The organism is Cellulomonas humilata, from assembly GCF_030814415.1.
Classification (GTDB): domain Bacteria; phylum Actinomycetota; class Actinomycetes; order Actinomycetales; family Cellulomonadaceae; genus Cellulomonas; species Cellulomonas humilata_A.
Genome location: NZ_JAUSVB010000002.1, coordinates 891606 through 915008, shown reverse-complemented (window position 1 = coordinate 915008; position 23403 = coordinate 891606). Strand labels below are relative to the sequence as shown.

Genomic DNA, 23403 nt, shown 5'->3' with positions numbered 1-23403 from the left:
CGATGGTTCCTGCCCCCACGACGTCAGCGTGGAGCATAGGGTGCCTCGGGCACGTTGGTGGCATCGCCACACAGGACGGGACGGAAGAGGAGGTCTGCGGTGGGGCTCGCGCTGGTGTGCGTCGCCGTGGCGGCCCTCTGCTCGGGGACCGCGATCGTGCTCCAGGCCGTCGCCGCACGACGGCTCCCGGCGGACGTGCGGCTCGACGCAGCCCTCGTCGGCGGCCTCGCCCGCAGCCCGCTCTACCTGCTCGCGCTGGCCCTCGTCGCGCTCGGCTTCGCCCTGTCGTTCGTCGCCCTGCGCACCCTGCCCGTGTTCGCCGTCCAGGCGGGTCGCGCGTCGAGCCTCGCGGTCGCCGCGGTCCTGTCCGTCCTCGTGCTCGGCGCCCGGCTGCGCTGGACCGACTGGCTGGGGCTCGCCAGCATCGCGGTCGGGCTCGTCGTCCTCGCGCTGGCGGTCTCCCCGCAGACCACGACAACACCGACTCCTGGCACCACGTGGTTCGTCGTGGGGGCGACGGTGACGATCGCGGTGGTCGCCGGCACCCTCGCGCTCGGGCCGCCCACGCGGTGGCGTGGCCTCGTCCTGGCCGCGCTGGCCGGCGCGGCGTTCGGGGTGCTCGCGCTCGGCGCGCACACGGTCGACGTCTCCGTCCCCGTCGAGGTGCTGACGGACCCCGTCGCGTGGTGCGCCGGCCTTTGCGGCGTCCTCGGCCTGGCGGTGTCCGCGCTCGCCCTGCGGCGGGCGGCGGTGGTCCCCGTGACCGCGCTGATGGTCGGCACGGAGACGGTCGTCGGTGCCGGTCTGGGCCTCCTGCTGGCGGGTGACCGACCGGCCGCCGGTGCGGGACCGGCGTCGGTCGCCGCCTTCGCGCTCGTCCTGGCGGGGGCGCTCGTCGTGGCGCGGTTCGGCTCACCGCCGGCGGACCAGACCGAGATCGGCTCGTCGGACCCGAGCGCGGCGCACGCCTAGGGGTGTGCGGCGCTCCAGGCCGCCCACGCGCTGGACAGCACCTCCGGCATCCGGTGCTGAGCCACCCAGCCGACGTCGTCGCGGATCCGGTCCACGGCCGCGACGACCGACGCGGGGTCACCTGCGCGACGCGGCGCAGCCTCGGGTGCGGCGTCCAAGCCGCTGACCTGCCCCAGCAGCTCGAGGACCTCCAGCACGGACGCGCCGTGACCCGTCCCCACGTTGTAGACGTCCCGCGGCAGGTGACCGGCCTCCAGCCGGTCCAGCACGGCGACGTGCGCCTGCGCCAGGTCGAGGACGTGCAGGTAGTCGCGCACGCAGCTGCCGTCCGGCGTCGCGTAGTCCGTGCCGTAGACCTCGGCACGCTCACCGCGGGTCAGGCGGTCGAGCGTCTGCGTCACGAGGTTGGTCACGCCGGTGTCCCCGAGCTCCGGCCAGCCGGCACCTGCGATGTTGAAGTACCGCAACGAGACCGCACGCAGGTCGCTCGACCGGACGACGTCGCGGAGCAGCAGCTCGCCGGCCAGCTTGCTGCGCCCGTACGGGTTCACCGGCCGGGTGGCGTCGTCCTCGCCCACCGCCGCTTCCCCGCAGGACCCGTAGACGGCGGCGGACGACGAGAAGATGAACCTGTCCACCCGCGCGGCCCGGGTCGCGCGCAGGACGTTCGCCAGCCCGCCGACGTTCTGCGTCACGTACCAGAGCGGACGTGCGACGGACTCGTCGACCCGCTTGCGTGCGGCCAGGTGGATCACCGCCGTGACGCCGTGCGCACGGCACGCCTCCGTGAGCGGGTCGACGCTCGACGGCTCTCCCAGGTCGAGCTGCACGAGGGGCGCTCCGCCCACGCGGTCGGCGAAGCCGGTGCTCAGGTCGTCGACGACGACCACCTCACGCCCGGCGGACTGCAGCAGGCGCACCACATGGGCCCCGATGTACCCGGCTCCCCCGGTCACGAGCACAGTCACACGCTGGACCCTAGCCGGTCGGCACACGCGCTCGCCCCTGGCGCTCGACCACCCGTCGCCGCGCGCGGCGATGCCCACGCCCCCACACTGATCCGATGCGGACCCTGGGTGTCGAGGAGGAGTTCCTGCTGGTCACCCCCGAGGGGAGACCGCAGCCGGTGGCGACGACAGTGCTCCGCCACGCGTCCGCCGTGGCGCCCTCACCCACCGACGAGCCGGGCGGCGACCTGGAGAAGGAGTTCAAGCAGGAGCAGATCGAGACGTCGACGCCCCCGCGTGCCGACCTCGCCGAGCTGGTGGCGGAGATCCGCGCCGGCCGCGCCCGGACCGACGCGGTCGCCCGCCAGGCCGGTGCGCGGATCGCCGCGCTGGCCACGGCGCCGCAGGCCGTCGAGTCCACGGTGCTGCCGGACCGGCGTGCGTACGCCATCCGGGCCGAGTTCGCGCAGACTGCCCGCGACCAGCTCACCTGCGGCTGCCACGTGCACGTCTCCATCGCCGACGAGGACGAGGGCGTGCGCATCCTCGACCACCTGAGGCCGTGGAACGCGGTGCTGCTCGCCCTGTCCGGCAACAGCCCGTCCTGGCAGGGCACTAGCACCGGGTACGCGTCCTACCGCTCGCAGGTGTGGGGTCGCTGGCCGACGGCGGGTCCGACCGCCCCCTTCGGCAACGCGTCCGGCTACCGCGCGGTCATCGACGACCTCCTGCGCACCGGGGCGATCCTCGACGAGGGGATGGTCTACTTCGACGCCCGCCTCTCGTCGCGGTACCCGACGGTCGAGGTCCGCGTCGCCGACGTGTGCCTGGACGCCGACGACGCCGCTCTGCAGGCTGCGCTCGTGCGCGGGATCGCGGAGACGGCGACGGGCGAGCCGGTGGCGGAGCCGCGCACCGAGCTGCTGCGGGCGGCGACCTGGCGGGCCGCCCGGTCCGGCCTCACGGGCGACCTGGTCAGTCCGCTGACCGGGACGCCGCTGCCTGCCGCAGACGTCATCGCCCAGCTGGTCGACCACGTGCGGCCGGCCCTGACCGAGGCCGGGGACCTGGAGTGGGTGGAGCGGCAGCTGGCCACGGTCCTGCGCCGCGGCAACGGCGCGATCCAGCAGCTCGGGTGGCGGGCCGAGGGCGCGGACGACGACGAGGTCGTGCGCCGCGCGGTGGACCGGACGCTCGCCCGCTAGAGCAGCTCCGCCAGGGGCACGTCCGGGTCGGCCAACCGGTCGTGGTCGATCACCGCACGCGACCGGATGAGCGCCTGCACGTCGTCCACGACGTCCCACACGTTGACGTTCATCGCGGCCAGCACCCGTCCCTCGCGCCGCCAGAACGCGATGAGCTCCCGGCCCTGGAGGTCGCCGCGCACGACCACCTCGTCGTACCCGTGGGACCCCACGTAGCCGACGTACTCCATACCCAGGTCGAACTGGTCGGTGAAGAAGTACGGGAGCTTGTCGTAGGGCTCGTCGGCGCCGACGACCGTCGCCGCCGCGGTCGCCGGCTGGTTCAGCGCGTTGGCCCAGTGCTCGACGCGCAGGTGGGTGCCCAGGAACGGGTGGTGCGCACGGGCGATGTCGCCGACGGCCAGCACGTGCGGGTTCGACGAGCGCAGGTGGGCGTCGACCACCACCCCGTCCTCCACGTGCAGCCCGGCGGCCTTCGCAAGGTCGACACGGGGAGCGGCCCCGATCCCGACGACGACCAGGTCGGCGTCGATCAGCGTGCCGTCGGCCAGCTCGACCGCGCCCACGTGCGTGCCGTCACCCGCGGCGACGATCTCGGAGATCTCGGTCCGCGTCCGCAGGTCGACCCCGTTCTCGCGGTGCAGGTCCGCGAACATCGCGGCGAGCTCCGGGCCGAGGACCGCCAGCAGCGGCAGCGGGTCGCGCACCAGGACGCTCACCTCGCAACCGGCCGCACGGGCGGCAGCGGTGACCTCGAGACCGATCCACCCGCCGCCGACGACCACGACGCGCGTGCCAGGCCTCAGCAGCGCGCGCAGGCGGTCGCTGTCGTCGAGGGTCCGCAGGTGGACGACACCGTCGAGGCCGGCGCCGGGCACGTCGAGCCGGCGCGGCTCCGAGCCGGTCGCGAGGACGAGGTGGTCCCAGCCCGTCCGGGTCCCGGAGCCGTCGACCACGTCACGTGCGCCCAGGTCGATCGACCGGACCGTCGTCCCCAGGCGGAGGTCGACGTCGTGGGCGCCGTACCAGTCCGCGGGGTGCACGAACGCGCCGTCGCGCTCGTCGCTGCCCTGGAGGTAGCCCTTCGACAGCGGTGGGCGCTCGTACGGGCGCTCGGTCTCGGTGCCGAGCAGGACGATCCCCCCGTCGTATCCCCGCTCCCGCAGCCCCTCGACGGTCTTCGCACCCGCCAGCCCGCCACCCACGACCACGACCTGACCGCTCACGTCACTCCCCTGCCTCGTCGGACCGCCGACGGCAAGCGCACCAGGTCGCGGGCCCGGGCGCAATGGGGTCGGTGTGGCGAAGTCCACCCAAGTCATGGGCTCGCACCCCGCGCCGGATGGGCGGTCGACTGGCACCCTGGGGGCCATGCAGATGTGGCCGGGACGCCCCTACCCCCTGGGCGCCACCTATGACGGGACCGGGACGAACTTCGCCCTGTTCTCCGAGGTGGCCGAACGAGTCGAGCTCTGCCTGATCGCCGACGACGGCACCGAGACCCGGACGAACCTGACCGAGGTCGACGCGTTCGTGTGGCACGGGTACCTGCCCGCCATCACGCCCGGGCAGCGCTACGGCTACCGGGTTCACGGTCCGTACGACCCGGCACAGGGTGACCGCTGCAACCCGAACAAGCTGCTCCTCGACCCGTACGCCAAGGCGATCGACGGGCAGATCGACGGCGACCCGTCGCTGTACTCGTACGACTTCGCCGACCCGGAGAAGCGCAACGACGACGACTCGGCCGCGCACACGATGACCTCGGTGGTCATCAACCCGTACTTCGACTGGGGCCACGACCGGCCTCCGCAGCACGAGTACCACGAGTCGGTCATCTACGAGGCGCACGTGCGCGGCCTGACGATGCAGCACCCCGCCGTGCCGGAGGAGCTGCGCGGCACGTACGCCGGGCTCGCCCACCCCGCGGTCATCGAGCACCTCACGTCGCTCGGCGTGACGGCGGTCGAGCTGATGCCCGTGCACCAGTTCGTCAACGACCCGTCGCTCGTCGAGAAGGGGCTGTCGAACTACTGGGGCTACAACACCATCGGGTTCTTCGCGCCGCACAACGGCTACGCCGCGTTCCAGCACGCCGGCCAGCAGGTGCAGGAGTTCAAGGCGATGGTCAAGGAGCTGCACGCCGCCGACATCGAGGTCATCCTCGACGTGGTCTACAACCACACGGCCGAGGGCAACCACCTGGGCCCCACGCTGAGCTTCCGCGGCCTCGACAACGCCAACTATTACCGGCTGGTCGACGACGACCAGGCGCACTACTTCGACACGACCGGCACCGGCAACTCGCTGCTCATGCGGTCGCCGCACGTGCTCCAGCTGATCATGGACTCGCTGCGGTACTGGGTCCTGGAGATGCACGTCGACGGCTTCCGGTTCGACCTGGCCGCCACGCTCGCCCGCCAGTTCCACGAGGTCGACCGCCTGTCGGCGTTCTTCGACCTGGTGCACCAGGACCCGGTCGTCTCCCAGGTCAAGCTCATCGCCGAGCCGTGGGACGTCGGCGACGGCGGGTACCAGGTGGGCGGGTTCCCGCCGTTGTGGTCCGAGTGGAACGGCAAGTACCGCGACACGGTCCGCGACTTCTGGCGCGGCGAGCCGTCGACGCTCGGGGAGTTCGCCAGCCGCCTGTCGGGCTCGTCGGACCTCTACGAGCACACGGGCCGACGGCCGATCGCGAGCGTCAACTTCGTCACCGCGCACGACGGCTTCACGCTGAACGACCTCGTGTCCTACAACGAGAAGCACAACGACGCCAACGGCGAGGGCAACAAGGACGGCGAGAGCCACAACCGGTCCTGGAACTGCGGGGTCGAGGGTCCGACGGACGACGCGTCCGTGAACACGTTGCGCGCACGGCAACGACGGAACTTCCTCACCACCCTGCTGCTCTCGCAGGGCGTCCCGATGCTCGCCCACGGTGACGAGCTGGGTCGCACCCAGCAGGGCAACAACAACGTGTACTGCCAGGACGGCCCGATCTCGTGGATCGACTGGACGCTGGACCAGGACGAGACCGACCTGCTCGAGTTCACGCGACGCCTGGTGCGGCTGCGGCAGGACCACCCCGTGTTCCGACGCCGTCGGTTCTTCGCGGGCGAGCCCGACCTCGAGGACGAGTCCGACCTCCTCGACCTGGCCTGGCTCGCGCCGGACGGGCACCACATGCGCGAGGAGGCCTGGGCGGCCGACCACGCGCGGGCCGTCATGGTGTTCCTCAACGGTGACGCGATCGCCGAGCCGGACCTGCGGGGCCAGGAGATCGTCGACGACAGCTTCCTGGTGCTGTTCAACGGCCAGCCCGACGCGGCCTCGTTCACCCTCCCGCCGAGCCGGTTCGGGGACGTCTGGACTGCGGTCGTGGACACGGACTCGCAGATCGAGGCCGGCAGCACGGTCGCGGCGGGCTCGACCCTCCAGCTCCGCGAGAAGTCGATCATCGTGTTCACCCGGCCGTCGATCCTGCCGTCCCCGACGTCGTCGGGCATCGGCGCGGTCGCGGCGGCGGCGAGCGAGGCGGCCAAGCAGGTGAAGGGCCGTGGGCACGGGGAAGCGGCCGACGAGAAGCCGAAGCGGCGGACCACCAAGCCGCGCCCCAGCGCATGAGCGAACCGCGTCCCACGCCCACCCGCCGGCTGCCGACGGCGGGCAAGCCCGTGCCGGGCTCGACCTACCGGTTGCAGCTGGGTGCGGACCTGACGCTCGACGACGCGGTGCAGCGCGTCCCGTACCTCGCGTCGCTCGGTGTCACGCACGTGTACCTGTCGCCGATCCTGAGGGCCGCGCCCGGGTCGACGCACGGGTACGACGTGGTCGACCACGACGAGATCGCTCCTGAGCTGGGCGGGCTGCCCGCACTGCGCCGGCTGGCGGCGGCGGCGCGCGAGGCGGGCCTCGGGCTGGTGCTCGACATCGTGCCCAACCACATGGCTGTCCCCACGCCCGTCTGGCACAACCGCGCGCTGTGGTCGGTGCTGGCCGAGGGGGCCGACTCGCCGTACGCGGACTGGTTCGACGTGGACTGGTCCGCGGGCGACGGGGCCGTCCTGATGCCGGTGCTCGGCGACCGCATCGGTGCCGTGCTGGGTCGCGACGAGCTGGCTCTGGACGAGGTCGACATCCCCGGCGAGGGCACCCGGACCGTCCTGCGCTACCACGACCACGTGTTCCCGGTCCGCCCGGGCACGGAGTCGCTGTCCCTGGCGGAGCTGGTCGAGCGGCAGCACTACCGGCTCGCGTACTGGCGTGTGGCCGACGAGGAGCTCAACTACCGGCGGTTCTTCGACGTCGGCACGCTGCTCGCGGTCCGCGTCGAGGACCCTGCCGTGTTCGACGCGACGCACGCGCTGGTCCTGTCGCTGCTCGCGGACGGCACGATCGACGGCCTGCGTATCGACCACCCGGACGGCCTCGCCGACCCCGCCGGCTACCTGGCCCGGCTGCGCGAGGCGAGCGGCGGTGCGTGGGTGGTCGTCGAGAAGATCCTCGAGGGCACCGAGACACTCCCGCCCGACTGGGAGACCGCGGGCAGCACCGGGTACGAGGCGCTGTGGCGGATCCAGGAGACCTTCGTCGACCCGGGCGGCGCCGCGGTGCTCGGTGCCGTCATGCACCGGCTCACGGGCGACACCTCGGACGCGTTCGCGGCGATGGCCGAGCAGGCCAAGCGGGAGATCGTCGACGGTCCTCTGTACGCGGAGGTGCACCGGTTGACCTCGCTCGCGGCCGACATCTGCCGCGACGACCTCCGCCTGCGCGACCACACCTGGCGCGCGCTGGAGGACTGCCTGATCGAGCTGCTCGTGGCGTTCGACCGCTACCGCGCCTACGTCGTGCCCGGCGAGCCCGTGCACCCGGAGTCTCTGGAGGTCATGCAGGCAGCCGCCGCCCACGCCCGCGCGCGGCTGTCCGTGGAGCGCAGCGCGACGATGGACGTCATCGTCGACCTCCTGCTCGGCCGCGAGGTCGGCAGTGCCGGTCGCACGCGGGGGGCGCGCCGCGACGAGCTCGTCGTGCGGTTCCAGCAGACCTGCGGCGCCGTCATGGCCAAGGGCGTCGAGGACACCGCGTTCTACCGCTGGACCCACCTGACGGGCCTCTGCGAGGTCGGCGGCGCGCCCGAGCAGTTCGCGCTCACGCCGACCGACCTGTCGGCGTGGGCGGCACAGATGCAGGTCTCGGCCCCGCTGGGCATGACGACCCTGTCCACCCACGACACGAAGCGAGGCGAGGACACGCGGGCACGGCTCGGGGTCCTCAGCGAGCTCCCGCGCGAGTGGTCGGCGCTCGTCGACGCCCTGCGCGCCGCCTCGGCCCCGTACCGCAGCGCGCTGCTCGACGGCCGCACGGAGTACCTGCTCTGGCAGACGCTGGCGGGCACGTGGACCGACGACGGGCCGATCGCCGAGGACCGGCTGGTGGAGTACCTGACGAAGGCGATCCGCGAGTCGAAGAGCCGGACCACGTGGACGGCTCCCGACGAGCCGTACGAGGGCGCGGTGCTCGATGCCGCACGACAGGCACTGGTGGACCCCACGGTCGCCGAGCTGTTCTCCGGCTGGGAGCTGCGCACCCGGGCGGCGGTCAGAGCGGCGACCCTCGGCACCAAGCTCGTCCAGCTGACCCTGCCCGGCATCCCCGACGTCTACCAGGGCACCGAGGTGCCGAACCCTGTCCTCGTCGACCCCGACAACCGGCGTCCGGTCCCCCTGGAGCCGTTGGTCGCCCGCCTGGCCCGGCTCGACGACGGCGCCGGTCCGCGCGATCTCGCCGACGAGAAGCTGCTGGTCACCTCGCGGGCGCTGCGGCTGCGCAGGTCGCTGCCGGAGGCGTTCGTCGGTCCCGACAGCGGGTTCCTGCCGCTGGCCCACTCGTCCGGGCACTCGCTCACCTACGCGCGGACCGTCGCCGGCCACGCGCGCGTGGCGGTCGTCGCCACCCGGCTGGCGGCCGCCGTCGACCGGCTCGGGGGCTGGGCCGACCACACGGTCGCGCTCCCCGACGGCGACTGGCACGACGTGCTCACCGACCGCCCCGTGACGGGAGGGGTCGTCGACGTCGGACCGCTGCTGGACCGGCTGCCCGTCGCCCTGCTCGTCCGGGCGGAGGGCTGAGGCGGTGCTCCCCCGCGTCTGGGCACCGACCGCCGCGCGCGTCGACGTGGTCGTCGGCGACGAGCACCGACCGCTGAGAGCCGACGGACAGTGGTGGGTGGGCGACGCCGACCTCCCGCACGGGACCGACTACGCCTTCTCGGTCGACGGCGGACCGCCGCGACCCGACCCGCGCAGCGCGTGGCAGCCGCACGGCGTGCACGGCGCCAGCCGCGTCTACGACCCCGCGACGTATCCGTGGTCCGACGACGGCTGGTCCGGGGTCGACGTCCGCGGGCACGTGACGTACGAGTTGCACGTCGGCACGTTCAGCGACGAGGGCACGCTGACCTCCGCCATCGAGCACCTCGACGAGCTGGTCTCGCTGGGCGTCGACCTGGTCGAGCTCATGCCGATCGCCCCGTTCAGCGGCGTGCACGGCTGGGGCTACGACGGCGTCGCGACGTTCGCGGTGCACGAGCCCTACGGCGGGCCTGCCGGCCTGCAGGCGTTCGTCGACGCCGCCCACGCCCGCGGCCTGGGGGTCTGCCTGGACGTCGTGCACAACCATCTGGGCCCGTCGGGCAACTACCTCGGCGACTTCGGCCCGTACTTCACGGACGCGCACCAGACGCCGTGGGGTTCGGCGATCAACCTGGACGGGCCGGGATCCGACGAGGTCCGCCGCTGGGTGTGCGACAGCGCGCTGCGCTGGTTCCGGGACTTCCACGTGGACGCCCTGCGCCTGGACGCCGTGCACGCGCTCATCGACCTGTCCGACCGGCACGTCCTGTCGCAGCTGTCCGACGAGGTCGCGTCCCTGGCCCACACGCTGCAGCGCCCGCTGTCGCTCGTCGCCGAGTCGGACCTTAACGACCCCGTCTCGATCACCCCGACGGCCGACGGCGGCTGGGGCATGACCGCGCAGTGGGACGACGACGTGCACCACGCCATCCACGCGCTGGTCACGGGCGAACGGCACGGCTACTACGGTGACTTCGGCTCCCCCGAGGTGCTCCACAAGGCACTGACCAGCGTGTTCGTGCACGACGGCGAGCTGTCGACGTTCCGCGGACGCCGCTGGGGCCGTCCGGTGCCGCCGGGGACGGACGGCCACCGGTTCGTCGTCGCGGCGTCCACGCACGACCAGGTGGGCAACCGGGCGCTCGGCGACCGCCCGTCGGCCCGGCTCGACCCCGGCCGGGTCGCCGCGGAGGCCGCGGTCGTCCTGCTCGCCCCCTTCAGCCCGATGCTCTTCATGGGCGAGGAGTGGGGCACCCGCACCCCCTGGCAGTTCTTCACCGACCACCCCGAGCCCGACCTGGCTGCCGCCGTCCGCGACGGTCGGCGCCGCGAGTTCGGCGGCCACGGGTGGGACGTCCTGTACGGCGGCGACATCGAGGTGCCCGACCCGCAGGACCCCGCCACGTTCCGCGCCAGCATCCTCGACCGCACCGAGCTCCATGACCCGTCGCACCCCGAGCACGCGCGCCTGCGCGACTGGTACCGGACCCTCATCGCCCTGCGCCGCACCGTCCCTGACCTCGCGTCCGGCGACCTGTCCGCCACGGACCTGGTGTGGGGCGGCGCGTCGGAGCGCGACCAGGACGACGTGCCGTGGGACGGCTGGCTGGTGCTCCACCGCGGCTCGGCGCGCGTGGTCATCAACCTGTCGGGCGAGGAGGCCGCCGTCCCGGTGCACACCGAGGGTCCGGTCGACGTGGTGGCCGCGTGGGACGGCGCCTCCGTCGAACCGACGCCCGGCGGCGCGCTCGTCGTGACGCCCCCGCGCTCGGTCGTCGTCCTGGCCTGAGCCCCGCCCGGCCGCGAGCTCGGTGGTCAGCCGACGAGCGCGGCTCCGTCGGCGGCGAGCGAGCCCAGGCGGGACAGCGCCCGGTAGTACTTCTTGCGGTAGCCGCCGGCGAGCATCTCGGGCGAGAACAGCTCCCGCTCCCCCGCGCCACCGAGCAGCACGGGCACGTCCCGGTCGTAGAGCCGGTCGACCAGAACGACGAGCCGCAGCGCCACGTCCTGCGTCGGGACGGCGTGCACCCCGGTCATGGCCACGAGGCCGACACCGTCGAGCAGGGCGCCGTAGCGGCTGGGGTGGACGGTCGCGAGGTGCGCGAGCAGGTCGCCGAAGTCGTCCAGCGTCGCGTCGGTCCGTCGCTCCGCAGCGGCGCGGACCTCGTCGTCGTCGAGACCGTCGGCATCGGTCACGACCGACCGGTGCCGGTAGTCGTCGCCGTCGACGCGCAGGACCTCGAACCGGGCGGCGAGCGCCTGGATCTCGCGCAGGAAGTCCTCGGCCGCGAACCGGCCCTCGCCCAGCGAGCCGGGCAGGGTGTTGGACGTGGCGGCGAGGGCGACCCCCCGGTCGGCGAGCTCGCGCAGCAGGCGGGACATGAGGACGGTGTCGCCCGGGTCGTCCAGCTCGAACTCGTCGATGCAGACAAGGCGACGGGTGGCGAGGGCCTCGACGGTCGGCAGGAAGCCGAGGGCGCCGACGAGGTTGGTGTACTCCACGAACGTGCCGTAGGCGGCGTCCTCGACCCCGACCGCATGCGCCAGCGACGTGAGCAGGTGGGTCTTGCCGACGCCGAACCCGCCGTCGAGGTAGACCGCGACGGGAGTCGTCTTCCCGCGCCTCCAGAACGACTTCTGCCCACCGTTGCGGATCTGCTCGGCGGCGGCCGACAGCCGGGTCACCGCGGCGGCCTGCGACGGGTGGGCAGGGTCGGGACGGTAGGTCGCGAAGGACTCGTCGGCGAAGTGTCGTGGCGGGACGAGCTCGGCCAGGAGGCGGTCCGGCGGCACGACGGGTCGACGCTGGGTCAGGCTGGGGACGCCCGGATTGGTCACGGTCGAGCAGCCTACGTCGGGCTCCCGGGAGACTCGAATCGCGACCGGATCGGTCGTCTTTTACCGCGTCATGGACGCTCGTCCCACATGTCGACCGGAACATCTCATGATCCGGACGCCCTCTCCCGCGTTCGGCGCACGCATGACAACCTCTTCTGGTGATCGCCCCCGGGTTCCGCCTCTCGTGTCGGTGCATGTGCACCGTCGCCGCGGACCTGTGCGTGTGCTGCTGTCCGCGGAGCAACTGACCCCGCCCCTCGTCCCCCCGGGCGCGCGGTCTGCGTCCCGAGAACCGCTCCCCCAGCGGTGGGTGCAGGCGCACGTCCATGTTCTCCCGGAGATACCGCCCTATGGCGCAGACCAGGATCGCCCCGCCCGCTGCACGTGCTGAGGGCCAGTGGGCGTTCGACCAGAAGGAACCGCTGAACGGCAACGAGCTGTTCAAGCAGCAGGACGACGCGCTCAACGTCCGGCAGCGGATCGAGGACGTCTACTCCCGCGAGGGCTTCGCGAGCATCGCACCGGAGGACCTGCGTGGACGTATGCGCTGGTGGGGGCTCTACACGCAGCGCAAGCCCGGCATCGACGGCGGCAAGACCGCGACGCTGGAGCCGCACGAGCTGGACGACGAGTACTTCATGCTCCGGGTGCGGTGCGACGGCGGCGCGCTGAGCCTGCAGCAGCTGCGCACCGTCGCGGACATCTCCGTCGAGTTCGGCCGCGGCACCGCGGACGTCACCGACCGGCAGAACATCCAGCTGCACTGGATCCGCGTCGAGGACGTCCCGGAGATCTGGCGCCGGCTCGAGGCCGTCGGGCTGAGCACCCAGGAGGCGTGCGGCGACTGCCCGCGCGTCGTCCTCGGGTCCCCCGTCGCCGGCGTCGCCGCGGACGAGATCATCGACGGCACCCCGGCCGTGCGCGCGATCGTCGACAACTACATCGGCGACCCGCGATTCTCGAACCTCCCCCGCAAGTTCAAGACCGCGATCAGCGGCTCGCCGCACCACGACGTCGCGCACGAGATCAACGACGTCGCGTTCGTCGGCGTGGTGCACCCCACGCTCGGCCCGGGCTTCGACGTGTGGGTGGGTGGCGGCCTGTCCACCAACCCGAAGCTCGGCGTCCGCCTCGGTGCGTTCGTCACGCTCGAACAGATCCCGGACGTGTGGGTCGGCGTCGTGAGCATCTTCCGCGACTACGGCTACCGCCGGCTGCGCACGCGTGCGCGCCTGAAGTTCCTGGTCGCCGACTGGGGGCCCGAGCTGTTCCGGCAGGTGCTGGAGGGCGAGTACCTCGGCTTCGCGCTGGAGGACGGCCCCGAGCCTCCCCCGCCGCCCGGCGGTCGTCGCGACCACGTCGGCGTGCACCCGCAGAACGACGGGAGGTTCTACGTCGGCATGGCGCCGACGGTCGGTCGCATCTCGGGCGAGCTGCTGCAGCAGCTGGCCGACCTTGTCGAGGCCGCCGGGTCCGACAAGGTCCGGCTGACGGTCGAGCAGAAGATCGTCGTGCTCGACGTCGCGCCGGAGAAGGTGGACCCGCTGGTCGAGCAGCTCGAGGCTCTGGGGCTCCCGGTCCGGTCCGCGAGCACGTTCCGCCGCGGCACCATGGCGTGCACCGGGATCGAGTTCTGCAAGCTCGCGATCGTCGAGACCAAGGCCCGCGCCACGCACGTGATCGGCGAGCTGGAGAAGCGCCTGCCGACCTTCGACCAGCCGATCACCATCAACCTCAACGGCTGCCCCAACTCGTGCGCCCGCATCCAGACGGCCGACATCGGCCTCAAGGGTGCGCTGGCTGGTGGCGAGGACGGCTACCAGGTGCACCTCGGCGGCGGTCTCGGCCTGACCAGCGGGCTCGGGAAGACGCTGCGCGGTCTGCGCGTCCCGGCCGAGGAGCTCCCCGACTACATCGAGCGCGTCACGCGCAGGTTCGACGAGCAGCGCCTCGAGGGCGAGCTGTTCGCGCAGTGGGCCCAGCGGGCGGACGAGGAGGACCTGCGATGAGCGGAACGTCTGGCGAGCGCGCGGTCCCCTACTACTGCCCGTTCTGCGCGAGCGAGGACCTGTGGCCGGCCGGCGAGACCCACGGCCAGTGGGAGTGCCGCTCGTGCACTCGTGCGTTCTCCCTGAAGTTCGTCGGGCTGGTGGCGCGCTGATGACCACCACCACGGACCTGCAGGAGCTCGCGGAGCAGGCCGGCCGCGACCTCGAGGGCGCCCACCCCGCCGAGATCCTGCGGTGGGCTGCGCAGACGTTCGGCACCGACCTGGTCCTCGCGTCCTCGATGGGCGACGAGGTGCTCGTGCACATCGCCGCCGAGGCCGTGCCGGGGATCGACGTGATCTTCCTCGACACCGGCTACCACTTCGCCGAGACGCTGGGCACCCGCGACTACTACGCCGACTTCACGAACATCTCGCTCCGCACGATCCTGCCCCTGCGCACGGTCGCGGAGCAGGACGCGGAGCACGGCGAGAAGCTCCACGACCGGGACCCGAACCTGTGCTGCGCCCTGCGCAAGGTCGAGCCGCTCGAGCGCGGCCTCGCGCCGTACACGGCGTGGGTCACCGGCATGCGCCGCGAGGACGCCCCGACGCGCACCGACATCACCGTCGTCGGCTGGGACGCCAAGCGCGGCAAGGTCAAGCTCAACCCCCTGGCCGCGTGGACGCAGGACGACGTGGACGCCTACGTCGAGGAGCACCACGTGGTGCTCAACCCCCTGCGCCAGGCGGGCTACGCGTCCATTGGGTGCGCCCCCTGCACGCGCGCCGTCGCCCCTGGTGAGGACCCGCGCGCGGGTCGCTGGTCCGGTACCTCCAAGATCGAATGCGGGTTGCACACATGAGCGCCGTCTCCACCCTCACGCAGCTGGACGCCCTGGAGTCCGAGGGCATCCACGTCATGCGCGAGGTGGCCGGCGAGTTCGAGCGTCCGGTGCTGCTGTTCAGCGGCGGCAAGGACTCGATCGTCATGCTGCACCTGGCCCGCAAGGCGTTCTGGCCGTCTCCGGTGCCCTTCGCGCTGATGCACGTCGACACGGGTCACAACTTCCCCGAGGTCATCGAGTACCGCGACCGCGTCGTGGCCGAGCACGGGCTGCGGCTCGTCGTGGCCAGCGTGCAGGACGCCATCGACGACGGCCGCGTGGCCGAGCGCGCCGACGGCTCCCGCAACCCCCTGCAGACCGTCCCGCTGCTCGACGGCATCACGGCGAACAAGTTCGACGCGGTGTTCGGCGGCGGTCGTCGCGACGAGGAGAAGGCCCGCGCCAAGGAGCGGGTGTTCTCGCTGCGCGACGAGTTCGGCCAGTGGGACCCGCGCCGCCAGCGCCCCGAGCTGTGGGACCTCTACAACGGTCGCCACAAGCCGGGTGAGCACGTGCGCGTCTTCCCGCTGTCCAACTGGACCGAGCTGGACGTCTGGCGCTACATCGAGCGCGAGCAGATCGAGCTCCCGGCGATCTACTACTCCCACCAGCGCGAGGTCTTCCTGCGCGACGGCATGTGGCTGGCACCCGGCGGCTGGGGTGGCCCGCGCGCCGGCGAGACGCTCGAGGTCCGCACGGTCCGCTACCGCACGGTCGGCGACATGAGCTGCACCGGCGCCGTCGAGTCCACCGCCTCGACGATCCCCGAGGTCATCACCGAGGTCGGGGCCAGCCGGCTCACGGAGCGGGGCGCCACCCGCGCCGACGACCGCGCGTCGGAGGCCGCCATGGAGGACCGCAAGCGCGAGGGGTACTTCTGATGGGCGCCCCCACCGTCCAGCTGGAAACGACCGAGGAGACGCACCACGTGACCGAGCACGCGACGCGGGACCTCCTGCGCCTGGCCACGGCCGGATCCGTCGACGACGGCAAGAGCACCCTGATCGGCCGGCTCCTGTACGACACCAAGTCGGTGCTGGCCGACCAGCTCAGCGCCGTCGAGGCGGCCACGCTGGCCCGCGGCGGCGGCGAGGTCGACCTGGCGCTGCTCACCGACGGTCTGCGGGCCGAGCGCGAGCAGGGCATCACGATCGACGTGGCCTACCGCTACTTCTCGACCGCGACGCGCGCGTTCGTGCTTGCCGACACCCCGGGGCACGTGCAGTACACGCGCAACATGGTGACCGGGGCGTCCACCGCGGAGCTCGCGATCGTGCTCGTCGACGCCCGCAAGGGGGTGCTCGAGCAGACCCGTCGGCACGCCACGATCACCGCGCTCCTGCGCGTCCCGCACGTCGTGCTGGCGGTGAACAAGATGGACCTGGTCGACTTCGACGAGGCCACGTTCCGCGCGATCGCCGACGAGTTCACGGGCTACGCGCTCAGCCTCGGCATCCCGGACGTCACCGCGGTCCCGCTGTCGGCGCTCGCCGGCGACAACGTGGTGGACCGCTCCGCGCGGACGCCCTGGTACGACGGACCGACGCTGCTGGAGCACCTCGAGTCGGTGCCGGTGGGCCGCGACGCGCTGTCCGAGCCGTTCCGGTTCCCCGTGCAGGTGGTCATCCGCCCGCGCACCGCCGAGCACCCCGACTACCGCGGCTACGCCGGCCGGGTCGCGTCCGGTGTGGTCTCCGTCGGCGACGAGGTCACCGTGCTGCCGTCGGGCAAGCGGAGCACGGTCGTCGGCATCGACACGTTCGACGGGCCGCTGACCGAGGCGCACGCGCCGCAGTCGGTGACGCTCCGGCTCGCCGACGACGTCGACGTGGCTCGCGGAGACGTCCTCGTCCCGACCGCCGCGACCGTCGACATCGGCTCCGACCTGGAGGGCACCGTCTGCTGGCTGGCCGAGAAGCGCAGCGTGCTGGGCGCGCGCCTGCTGGTCCGGGTCGGTACCCGCACGGTCCGTGCGCTGCTGCGCGAGGTCAACGCCCGGCTCGACGTCGACACCCTCACGGTCGAGGCCTGGGACGGCGTCGACACCCTGCACGCGGTCGACGCCACCGACACGTCGTCGGACATCCCACCGCGCGCACTCACCCTCAACGCGATCGGTCGGGTCAAGATCCGGCTGGCCGAGCCGATCGTGCTCGACGAGTACGCCACGCACCGCCGGACCGGCGGGTTCCTGCTGGTCGACCCCGCGGACGGCACCACGCTGGCCGCCGGGATGATCGGCGCCACCCTGCTCGACCGGCTCGCACCGACGTCGACCGCCCAGGACGACGACGACTGGTTCGCCGGGGCGGGGATATGACCGCCCCGCAGCACGCGCTGTTCCTCGACGTCTCCGGGCGTCGCGTCGTCGTCGTCGGCGGCGGCCCGGTCGCCGCCCGGCGCGCCGCCCGGCTGGTCGGGGACGGCGCGGACGTGCTCGTCGTGGCGCCCGCGCTGTGCGAGGACCTCGCGGACCACGTCGCCGCGGGCCGCGTGACGTGGCGGGCACGCGACTACCTGACCACCGACCTCGACGGCGCCTGGCTGGTCCACACGGCGACGGGCGACCGCGCGGTCGACGACGCGGTCGCCGCCGACGCCGAGGCCGTCCGGCTGTGGTGCGTGCGGGCCGACGACGCGAGCGCGTCGAGCGCCTGGACACCCGCCGTGGCGCGGTCCGGTGACGTGACGGTGGCGGTCGGCACAGGTGGCGACCCTCGCCGAGCGGTCGCGCTGCGCAACGCGGTCGCGCTGCTGCTCGACACCGGCGGGCTCCCCCTGCGCCACCACCGGCCGAGCACCGGCCGCGTGACCCTCGTCGGTGGCGGCCCGGGCGACCCCGGTCTCATCACCACGCGCGGTCGCCGCGCGCTCGCGGAGGCCGACGTCGTCGTCGTCGACCGTCTCGCGCCCCGCGCCCTGCTGGCGGAGCTCGACCCCGCGGTCGAGATCATCGAGGCGGGCAAGTCACCCCACGCCCACACCCTGACGCAGACCGAGATCAACGCCGTGCTCGTCGAGCGCGCCCGCGCCGGCCACCGGGTGGTCCGGCTCAAGGGTGGCGACTCGTTCGTGCTCGGCCGCGGCGGCGAGGAGGTCCTGGCCTGCGTGTCGGCCGGCGTCCCCGTCGAGGTCGTCCCGGGAGTCACCAGCGCGCTCGCCGTGCCCGCGTCCGCCGGCATCCCCGTCACGCATCGCGGCCTCGCCCGCCAGCTCACCATCCTGTCGGCGCACGATACGGCCCCCGACTGGGCGGTGCTCGCGCGCCTCGAAGGCACGCTGGTGTTGCTCATGGGTGTCGCGCAGCTGCCGTCGCACACTCGCGCGCTCCTGGCGCATGGCAAAGACCCGGGCACCCCGGTCGCGATCGTGGAGAACGGCACGCTGCCCGGGCAGCGCACCACCGTCGGCACCCTCGCGGACATCGCGGACCTCGCGCGGGAGCGTGGCGTCGGCAACCCGGCCGTCGTCGTGATCGGCGACGTCGCTGCCCTGGCGGACGTCCTGGCCTAGGTTGGCGACGTGCCTGACCTGCCCGCGCTCGACGTCCTGCTCCCCGCCGACGCGTCGGCGCGTCTGCTCGCGCCACGGTCCGACGAGGCCGAGCTGATCGCCCTGTTCGCGGACGGCCCCATGACCGGGGTGCATGTCCGCGCCAACATGGTCAGCACGGTCGACGGCGCGGCGACGGGTGCCAACCGGCTGAGCGGCTCGATCAACGGGCCGGCGGACTTCCGCGTCTTCCGCGTGCTGCGCGCGCTGGCGGACGTGGTCCTGGTCGGCGCCGGCACGGTCCGGGCGGAGCGCTACACGCCGCTCGAGGTCCCCGCCGAGCTCCGGGCGGCGCGCGCGGCGCTCGGTCGTCCCGACGCGCTCGAGCTCGCGGTCGTCACGGCCAGCGGCGAGCTGCCGGACTCCCTGCTCGATACCGACCGACCCCCGCTCGTCCTCACCACCGCCTCGGCCCCGTCGCTCGACGCGCTCCGCGCACGTCTCGGCGACGACCGGGTGGTCGTCGCGGACGGTGGCACACCCGGCGCCGTCGACCCCCGCACGGTCATCACGGCGCTCGCCGACCGCGGGCTGGTGCACGTCCTGGCCGAGGGTGGTCCGACCCTGCTGGCCCAGCTGGTGGACGCCGACCTGGTCGACGAGCTCTGCCTGACGTGGAGCCCGCAGCTGGTCGGCGGACCCGCCGGTCGCGTGACCGACCTGCCCACGTGGTTCGCGCCGGCACGCGCGCTGACCCTGACGCACCTCCTGCATGCGGACGGCGTGCTGCTGGGGCGCTGGCAGGTGGCTAGGCTCGGCGCGTGACCGACACGATCATCGTCCTCACGGAGGACACCCTCGCCAGCGCCGACGTCGAGAAGCTGCTCGCCCTGCACGAGGGCGAGACGTACGCATACCGCGTGCTCGTCCCGGCGGACACGGACCGCCCCCTCGTCTCGACGATCATCGACAACCTCAGCCTCGGCGAGCTCAAGGAAGCCTGGCACCGCGCGCTCGGCAAGGAGCCGTCGTCGCACGAGGCGAAGGCGACCGCCGACGAACAGCTGGCCGGCAGCATCGCGGCGTTCGTCGCCGCCGGGCGGGAGGCCACCGGCTCGGTGGTCGACGACGACCCGCTGCCCGCCCTGAAGGCCGCCGTCGCCGACGGTGACGTGGTCGAGGTGGCCGTGGTCACCTACCCGCACGCGGTCGAGGACACCTTCCACCGCGACTGGGCCTCCCGGGCGCGCGAGGAGCTCCAGGTCCCCGTCCTGCACCTGTACGCAGGCACCAGCGAGCTCGGCTGACGGACGACGACGGGCGGCACACCCTCCGGGGGTGTGCCGCCCGTCGTTGCGTCACCTCAGACCGACCGCAGCGCCTCCGTCGGCGGCACGCGCGCCGCGCGCAGTGCCGGGTAGAGGCCGACGACCGACCCCACGGCGAGCGAGCAAGCCAGGCCTGCGAGCACCGGCAGCCACGGGACCGTGACGGCCCACCCCTGGCCGGTGGCGAACACCCAGGTCACGGCAACACCGAGCACGACGCCGGCCACCCCGCCGAGCAGCGACAGCAGCACCGACTCGATGAAGAACTGGCTGCCGATAGAGCTCCGCGGCGCGCCGAGCGCCCGCCGCACGCCGATCTCGCGGCGCCGCTCCAGCACCGACACGACCATCACGTTGGCGATGCCCACGCCGCCGACGAGCAGCGCGACACCCCCGAGGCCGAGCGCGAGGAGCGTGAACGACCGGTCGGCGACGGCCCCGGCGGCGAGAGCGTCGGACGGACGGGACACCCGGACCTCGTCGGGGGCGGCGGGGTTGGCCGTGCGACCCAGCACCGCCCGGGTAGCGACGACCTGGTCCGGCTCGACGCGCACGTACACGGCGGACGGCGGGAGGTCGTCGTCCACCAGCGTGTGCGCGACGGTCGTCCCGACCAGCGCGGTCTCGTCGAGCTCGGGAGCGAGGACCACCGGGTCGAGGATCCCGACGACCGTGAACGGGCGGCCCCCGAGCGACACGTCGACGCCGTCGGCGAGCGGACCGATGCCGAGCCGTCGTGCGGCCGTCGCCCCGAGCACGACTGCCGGGTAACGCTGCGTCGCCGCGTCGAGCCACCGCCCCTCCCGGACCGTCGCGGCCACCGCGTCCAGCAGGTCGAGGTCGGCCGCGCCCACGGAGATGCCACTGGTCTGGCTCTCGGGGACCCTGTCGGACCGGCGCACGGTGACGTCGACGGCCCGGACGGCCGAGGCCGCGGTGACGGTGGGGATGCGGGCGATCATCACGACCGACACGTCGGGCAGCGTGCCCTCGTCGCCGAGGAGCCCCTGCCCCGGAGCGACCGTGAGCAGGTTGGTGCCGAGCGCGTCGAGCTGGGCGCGCAGGTCGGCGCGCGACGACTCCGACAGCCCGAGCACTCCGACCAGTGCGGTGATCCCGATCGCGATGCCCAGGGCGGACAGGGCGGTGCGGCCCGGGCGGACCGTGAGGCCCCGCGCACTGAGCCGGAGGAGGTCGGCGAGCGACATGCGGCGGACGACCGGCGTCTCGGCACGGACGACCGGCGGCAGCCCGACCTCCGTGCGGGTCATGCCGCCACCCCCGGGCACGTGTCGTGCTCGACGCGACCGTCGCGCATCGAGACCACCCGCGGGAGCCGGCCGGCGACGCGTTCGTCGTGCGTGACGATGACGATCGTGGCGCCGTCGGCGTGCAGCGAGTCGAACAGCTCGAGCACCGCCGCCCCGGAGGCCTGGTCGAGGTTCCCGGTCGGCTCGTCCGCCAGCAGGATCTGCGGCGCGTGCACGAGCGCCCGGGCCACGGCGACGCGCTGGCACTCCCCGCCCGACAGCTCCGTCGGGGTGTGCCGGACGCGGTCGCCGAGCCCCACCCGGTCCAGGGCCGCCCGCGCCCGGCGCAGCCGTTCAGGCCGGCGGACGCCCTGGTAGAGCAGCCCGTCGGCCACGTTCTCGAGCGCCGACCGGCCGTCCAGCAGGAAGAACTGCTGGAACACGAAGCCGAGACGCACGGCCCGGACCCGGGACAGCGCGGCGTCGGACAGCACGGTCACGTCGTCGCCGACCAGCCGCACCCGGCCCGCCGTCGGCCGGTCGAGCGCGCCCATGACGTGCAGCAACGTCGACTTGCCCGATCCCGACGGCCCGACGACCGCCATGTAGTCGCCCGCCTCGACCGCGAGGTCGATGCCGTGCAGCACGGTCAGTGCCGACGCGCCGCTGCTGTACGTCTTCGTCACGTCGACGAGGTCGAGGACGCTCACGGGCTCACCACCACCTCGTCGCCCACGGCGACGTCGTCGCCGGAGACCTCGACGGACGTCCCGGCGAACGCACCGGTCGTCACCGTGACGTACTGCGAGGTGCCGTCCGCGAGCACCTTCTGCACGCCGTAGCCACCGTCGGCCAGCGCGACCAGGGCCGTCACCGGCACCACGAGCACGTCGGTCGCGACGGTCTGGTCCAGACCGACCTCGACGGGAGCGCCCTCCACCAGCCCGTCGACGAGGGCGTCGGTCGGAGTGATCGTGACCCGGAGCTGCGGCTGCTCGTCGACGGTGACGACCGCCGTCGCCGTGACCGTGCCGGCCGTCGCCGTCCCGTCGGGCAGCGTCAGGGACGCGGTCGCGCCGACCGGTGCCAGAGCGGCCTGGCTGGTCCGCAGTGCGACGGTGATGAGGCGCTGCGTCGCGCCGACAGAGAGCACCGGCGCGCCGGGCTCGATGAGCGCGCCGAGGTCGGCCAGGTGCTCGTCGATGCGGACGTCCTGCGGCGTGAACATCACGTCGCCGAGCCGGACCGTGCCCGTCGCCGCGACGCCCAGGGACTTCTGCCACCGCCTGACGACGGCGCTCGTGACCGATGTCCAGTCCTCGTCGACCGTGAGGTCCAGTCCGGCGGTGTGCCCGAGATCCGTGAGCGCCTGCTCGAGCTGGCGGACGTCGATGCCGTCGTCGGACGCGGGGCCGAGGTCACGCCACGCCGGGGAAGCCCCCGGTAGGCGGACGACCGGCCGGGCGTCGACGGCGTACACGGGCCGTCCGTTCGCGACCGTGGACCCGACGGGGGCGAGCCATGTCAGCGTGCCGGGCACACGTGCGGCGACGGCGGTCGCCGTGCCGTGGCCGACCTCGCCGCTCGCCGTCGTGGTCGACACGAGGTCGGTCCGTGCGACCGTGCGGGTGGTGAACGCGGCAGGCGTCGCGGACGGATCGGCCGCGCCCGACGGAGCACTGCACGCGGCCAGCGACACGACGAGCACGACGGCCAGGCCGGCGATGCGGCGTGACGTCGTCACCTCTCCTGCCCGTCGCTCGAGCCGTCTGGCGCCTCGACGCCCGCCTCGACGAGGCACTCCTGCATGTCCCCCTGGAACTGGGGGTCGTCCGGTGCGGGGGCGCCTGCGCCGGCCTCCGCGCCGCGCCGGAACTCCGACTCCACGCGTCCGCCGTCGAACGTCGGGTCGGGCATGTCCCAGCCGCGGTCGCGCATGCACTGGGCGTGGTCGAGGAACGACTGCTTCTGCTCCGCGGTCAGGGGTTCGGAGCCCGCACCCGACTCGGCCATCCGTTGCCACGGCTCGCAGGCGTCATCCGCAGCCTCGGCCTGCCCGGGCGTGATGCCCTCGGCGTCCCCTAGCCGATAGTGACCGTCGGTCGAGTCGGGCACGTCCACGCCGTGGTCGCGCATGCACTGCGCCCAGGCGAGCATCGCGTCCTCGGGGGCGAGGACGGTCGAGGACGGTGACGGTGCCCCGGACGTCGCTCCGCCCGCGCCGGGCAGCAGGGGGCCCTGCGTCGGCGTGCACGCGGCGACCGCGCCGAGCAGGCACACGGCCGCGAGGGCCGACACGACGCGCTGGCGTCGGCCGGCGGGCGGTGGGGTGGGAGGTAGGGGGCTCATGGTGGTTCTCCTCG

The 23403-nt window shown here is 73.3% G+C and carries 20 protein-coding genes; 13 read left to right on the top strand and 7 right to left on the bottom strand.

Features of this window, described 5'->3' with window-relative positions; all coding sequences use genetic code 11:
• The first annotated feature begins 99 nt into the window (after nt 1-99).
• A complete protein-coding gene (locus tag J2X26_RS10210) occupies nt 100-972 on the top strand; it encodes a hypothetical protein (protein WP_307491945.1) in 873 nt (290 codons plus the stop codon).
• Here the strand turns inward: J2X26_RS10210 and galE are convergent.
• On the bottom strand, nt 969-1940 hold the full coding sequence (gene galE / locus J2X26_RS10205) for a UDP-glucose 4-epimerase GalE (RefSeq protein ID WP_307491943.1): 972 nt from the start codon (nt 1938-1940) through the stop codon (nt 969-971). The genes J2X26_RS10210 and galE overlap by 4 nt on opposite strands.
• Before the next feature lie 95 nt (nt 1941-2035).
• On the opposite strand from galE, the gene J2X26_RS10200 reads away from it, so the two are divergent.
• Entirely contained in the window at nt 2036-3124 is a 1089-nt protein-coding gene (locus J2X26_RS10200; RefSeq protein WP_307491941.1) for a carboxylate-amine ligase, read from the top strand.
• Here J2X26_RS10200 and J2X26_RS10195 read toward each other — a convergent pair.
• Entirely contained in the window at nt 3121-4350 is a 1230-nt protein-coding gene (locus J2X26_RS10195) for an NAD(P)/FAD-dependent oxidoreductase (protein ID WP_307491939.1), read from the bottom strand. The two genes, J2X26_RS10200 and J2X26_RS10195, sit on opposite strands and share 4 nt — an antisense overlap.
• A 145-nt stretch (nt 4351-4495) precedes the next feature.
• Here J2X26_RS10195 and glgX point away from each other — a divergent pair, with 145 nt between their 5' ends.
• The 3 genes from glgX to treZ are packed head-to-tail and all read left to right on the top strand — an operon-like array spanning nt 4496 to nt 11047.
• The gene (gene glgX, locus J2X26_RS10190) at nt 4496-6748 is read left to right on the top strand and encodes a glycogen debranching protein GlgX (protein WP_307491938.1); all 2253 of its coding nucleotides are present in this window, start codon (nt 4496-4498) and stop codon (nt 6746-6748) included.
• On the top strand, nt 6745-9255 hold the full coding sequence (treY, locus tag J2X26_RS10185) for a malto-oligosyltrehalose synthase (RefSeq protein ID WP_307491937.1): 2511 nt from the start codon (nt 6745-6747) through the stop codon (nt 9253-9255). The genes glgX and treY overlap by 4 nt, the downstream gene beginning before the upstream one ends.
• Nucleotides 9256-9259: 4 nt before the next feature.
• Nucleotides 9260-11047 (top strand): malto-oligosyltrehalose trehalohydrolase, encoded by a 1788-nt coding sequence (gene treZ / locus J2X26_RS10180; RefSeq protein WP_307491935.1) that lies wholly within the window; start codon nt 9260-9262, stop codon nt 11045-11047.
• Nucleotides 11048-11073: 26 nt separating this feature from the next.
• On the opposite strand, the gene zapE is transcribed toward treZ, so the two are convergent.
• Nucleotides 11074-12096 (bottom strand): cell division protein ZapE, encoded by a 1023-nt coding sequence (zapE, locus tag J2X26_RS10175; RefSeq protein ID WP_307491934.1) that lies wholly within the window; start codon nt 12094-12096, stop codon nt 11074-11076.
• A gap of 350 nt (nt 12097-12446) precedes the next feature.
• On the opposite strand from zapE, the gene J2X26_RS10170 reads away from it, so the two are divergent.
• The 8 genes from J2X26_RS10170 to J2X26_RS10135 are packed head-to-tail and all read left to right on the top strand — an operon-like array spanning nt 12447 to nt 19769.
• A complete protein-coding gene (locus J2X26_RS10170; protein WP_307491933.1) occupies nt 12447-14105 on the top strand; it encodes a nitrite/sulfite reductase in 1659 nt (552 codons plus the stop codon).
• On the top strand, nt 14102-14257 hold the full coding sequence (locus tag J2X26_RS10165; protein WP_307491931.1) for a hypothetical protein: 156 nt from the start codon (nt 14102-14104) through the stop codon (nt 14255-14257). Before J2X26_RS10170 ends, J2X26_RS10165 begins: the two co-directional genes overlap by 4 nt.
• Complete coding sequence (locus tag J2X26_RS10160; RefSeq protein ID WP_307491930.1) at nt 14257-14949, top strand: phosphoadenylyl-sulfate reductase; 693 nt, start codon at nt 14257-14259, stop codon at nt 14947-14949. The genes J2X26_RS10165 and J2X26_RS10160 overlap by 1 nt, the downstream gene beginning before the upstream one ends.
• The gene (gene cysD, locus J2X26_RS10155) at nt 14946-15851 is read left to right on the top strand and encodes a sulfate adenylyltransferase subunit CysD (RefSeq protein WP_307491928.1); all 906 of its coding nucleotides are present in this window, start codon (nt 14946-14948) and stop codon (nt 15849-15851) included. The genes J2X26_RS10160 and cysD overlap by 4 nt, the downstream gene beginning before the upstream one ends.
• Complete coding sequence (locus J2X26_RS10150; RefSeq protein WP_307491927.1) at nt 15851-17290, top strand: sulfate adenylyltransferase subunit 1; 1440 nt, start codon at nt 15851-15853, stop codon at nt 17288-17290. The genes cysD and J2X26_RS10150 overlap by 1 nt, the downstream gene beginning before the upstream one ends.
• Nucleotides 17287-18483 (top strand): uroporphyrinogen-III C-methyltransferase, encoded by a 1197-nt coding sequence (gene cobA / locus J2X26_RS10145; protein WP_307491926.1) that lies wholly within the window; start codon nt 17287-17289, stop codon nt 18481-18483. The genes J2X26_RS10150 and cobA overlap by 4 nt, the downstream gene beginning before the upstream one ends.
• Nucleotides 18484-18492: 9 nt before the next feature.
• Nucleotides 18493-19287, top strand: coding sequence for a dihydrofolate reductase family protein (locus J2X26_RS10140; RefSeq protein WP_307491925.1), 795 nt, complete (start codon nt 18493-18495; stop codon nt 19285-19287).
• Complete coding sequence (locus tag J2X26_RS10135) at nt 19284-19769, top strand: hypothetical protein (RefSeq protein ID WP_307491923.1); 486 nt, start codon at nt 19284-19286, stop codon at nt 19767-19769. The genes J2X26_RS10140 and J2X26_RS10135 overlap by 4 nt, the downstream gene beginning before the upstream one ends.
• A gap of 56 nt (nt 19770-19825) precedes the next feature.
• Here J2X26_RS10135 and J2X26_RS10130 read toward each other — a convergent pair whose 3' ends face one another.
• The 4 genes from J2X26_RS10130 to J2X26_RS10115 are packed head-to-tail and all read right to left on the bottom strand — an operon-like array spanning nt 19826 to nt 23389.
• Entirely contained in the window at nt 19826-21061 is a 1236-nt protein-coding gene (locus J2X26_RS10130; RefSeq protein ID WP_307491922.1) for an ABC transporter permease, read from the bottom strand.
• Nucleotides 21058-21750: an ABC transporter ATP-binding protein gene (locus J2X26_RS10125; protein WP_307491920.1), complete on the bottom strand. Its 693-nt coding sequence runs from the start codon at nt 21748-21750 to the stop codon at nt 21058-21060. Before J2X26_RS10125 ends, J2X26_RS10130 begins: the two co-directional genes overlap by 4 nt.
• On the bottom strand, nt 21747-22784 hold the full coding sequence (locus tag J2X26_RS10120; RefSeq protein ID WP_307491918.1) for a peptidoglycan-binding protein: 1038 nt from the start codon (nt 22782-22784) through the stop codon (nt 21747-21749). Before J2X26_RS10120 ends, J2X26_RS10125 begins: the two co-directional genes overlap by 4 nt.
• Nucleotides 22781-23389 (bottom strand): hypothetical protein, encoded by a 609-nt coding sequence (locus J2X26_RS10115; RefSeq protein WP_307491917.1) that lies wholly within the window; start codon nt 23387-23389, stop codon nt 22781-22783. Before J2X26_RS10115 ends, J2X26_RS10120 begins: the two co-directional genes overlap by 4 nt.
• Nucleotides 23390-23403 lie beyond the last annotated feature (14 nt).

Excerpts from the sequence above, each read along its gene's own strand:
- J2X26_RS10165 (WP_307491931.1), top strand. The coding sequence starts at position 14,102 with ATGAGCGGAACGTCTGGCGAGCGCGCGGTCCCCTACTACTGCCCGTTC.
- J2X26_RS10115 (WP_307491917.1), bottom strand. The coding sequence starts at position 23,389 with ATGAGCCCCCTACCTCCCACCCCACCGCCCGCCGGCCGACGCCAGCGC.
- cobA (WP_307491926.1), top strand. The coding sequence starts at position 17,287 with ATGACCGCCCCGCAGCACGCGCTGTTCCTCGACGTCTCCGGGCGTCGC.
- J2X26_RS10150 (WP_307491927.1), top strand. The coding sequence starts at position 15,851 with ATGGGCGCCCCCACCGTCCAGCTGGAAACGACCGAGGAGACGCACCAC.
- glgX (WP_307491938.1), top strand. The coding sequence starts at position 4,496 with ATGCAGATGTGGCCGGGACGCCCCTACCCCCTGGGCGCCACCTATGAC.
- J2X26_RS10170 (WP_307491933.1), top strand. The coding sequence starts at position 12,447 with ATGGCGCAGACCAGGATCGCCCCGCCCGCTGCACGTGCTGAGGGCCAG.
- cysD (WP_307491928.1), top strand. The coding sequence starts at position 14,946 with ATGAGCGCCGTCTCCACCCTCACGCAGCTGGACGCCCTGGAGTCCGAG.
- J2X26_RS10200 (WP_307491941.1), top strand. The coding sequence starts at position 2,036 with ATGCGGACCCTGGGTGTCGAGGAGGAGTTCCTGCTGGTCACCCCCGAG.
- J2X26_RS10130 (WP_307491922.1), bottom strand. The coding sequence starts at position 21,061 with ATGACCCGCACGGAGGTCGGGCTGCCGCCGGTCGTCCGTGCCGAGACG.
- treY (WP_307491937.1), top strand. The coding sequence starts at position 6,745 with ATGAGCGAACCGCGTCCCACGCCCACCCGCCGGCTGCCGACGGCGGGC.
- J2X26_RS10160 (WP_307491930.1), top strand. The coding sequence starts at position 14,257 with ATGACCACCACCACGGACCTGCAGGAGCTCGCGGAGCAGGCCGGCCGC.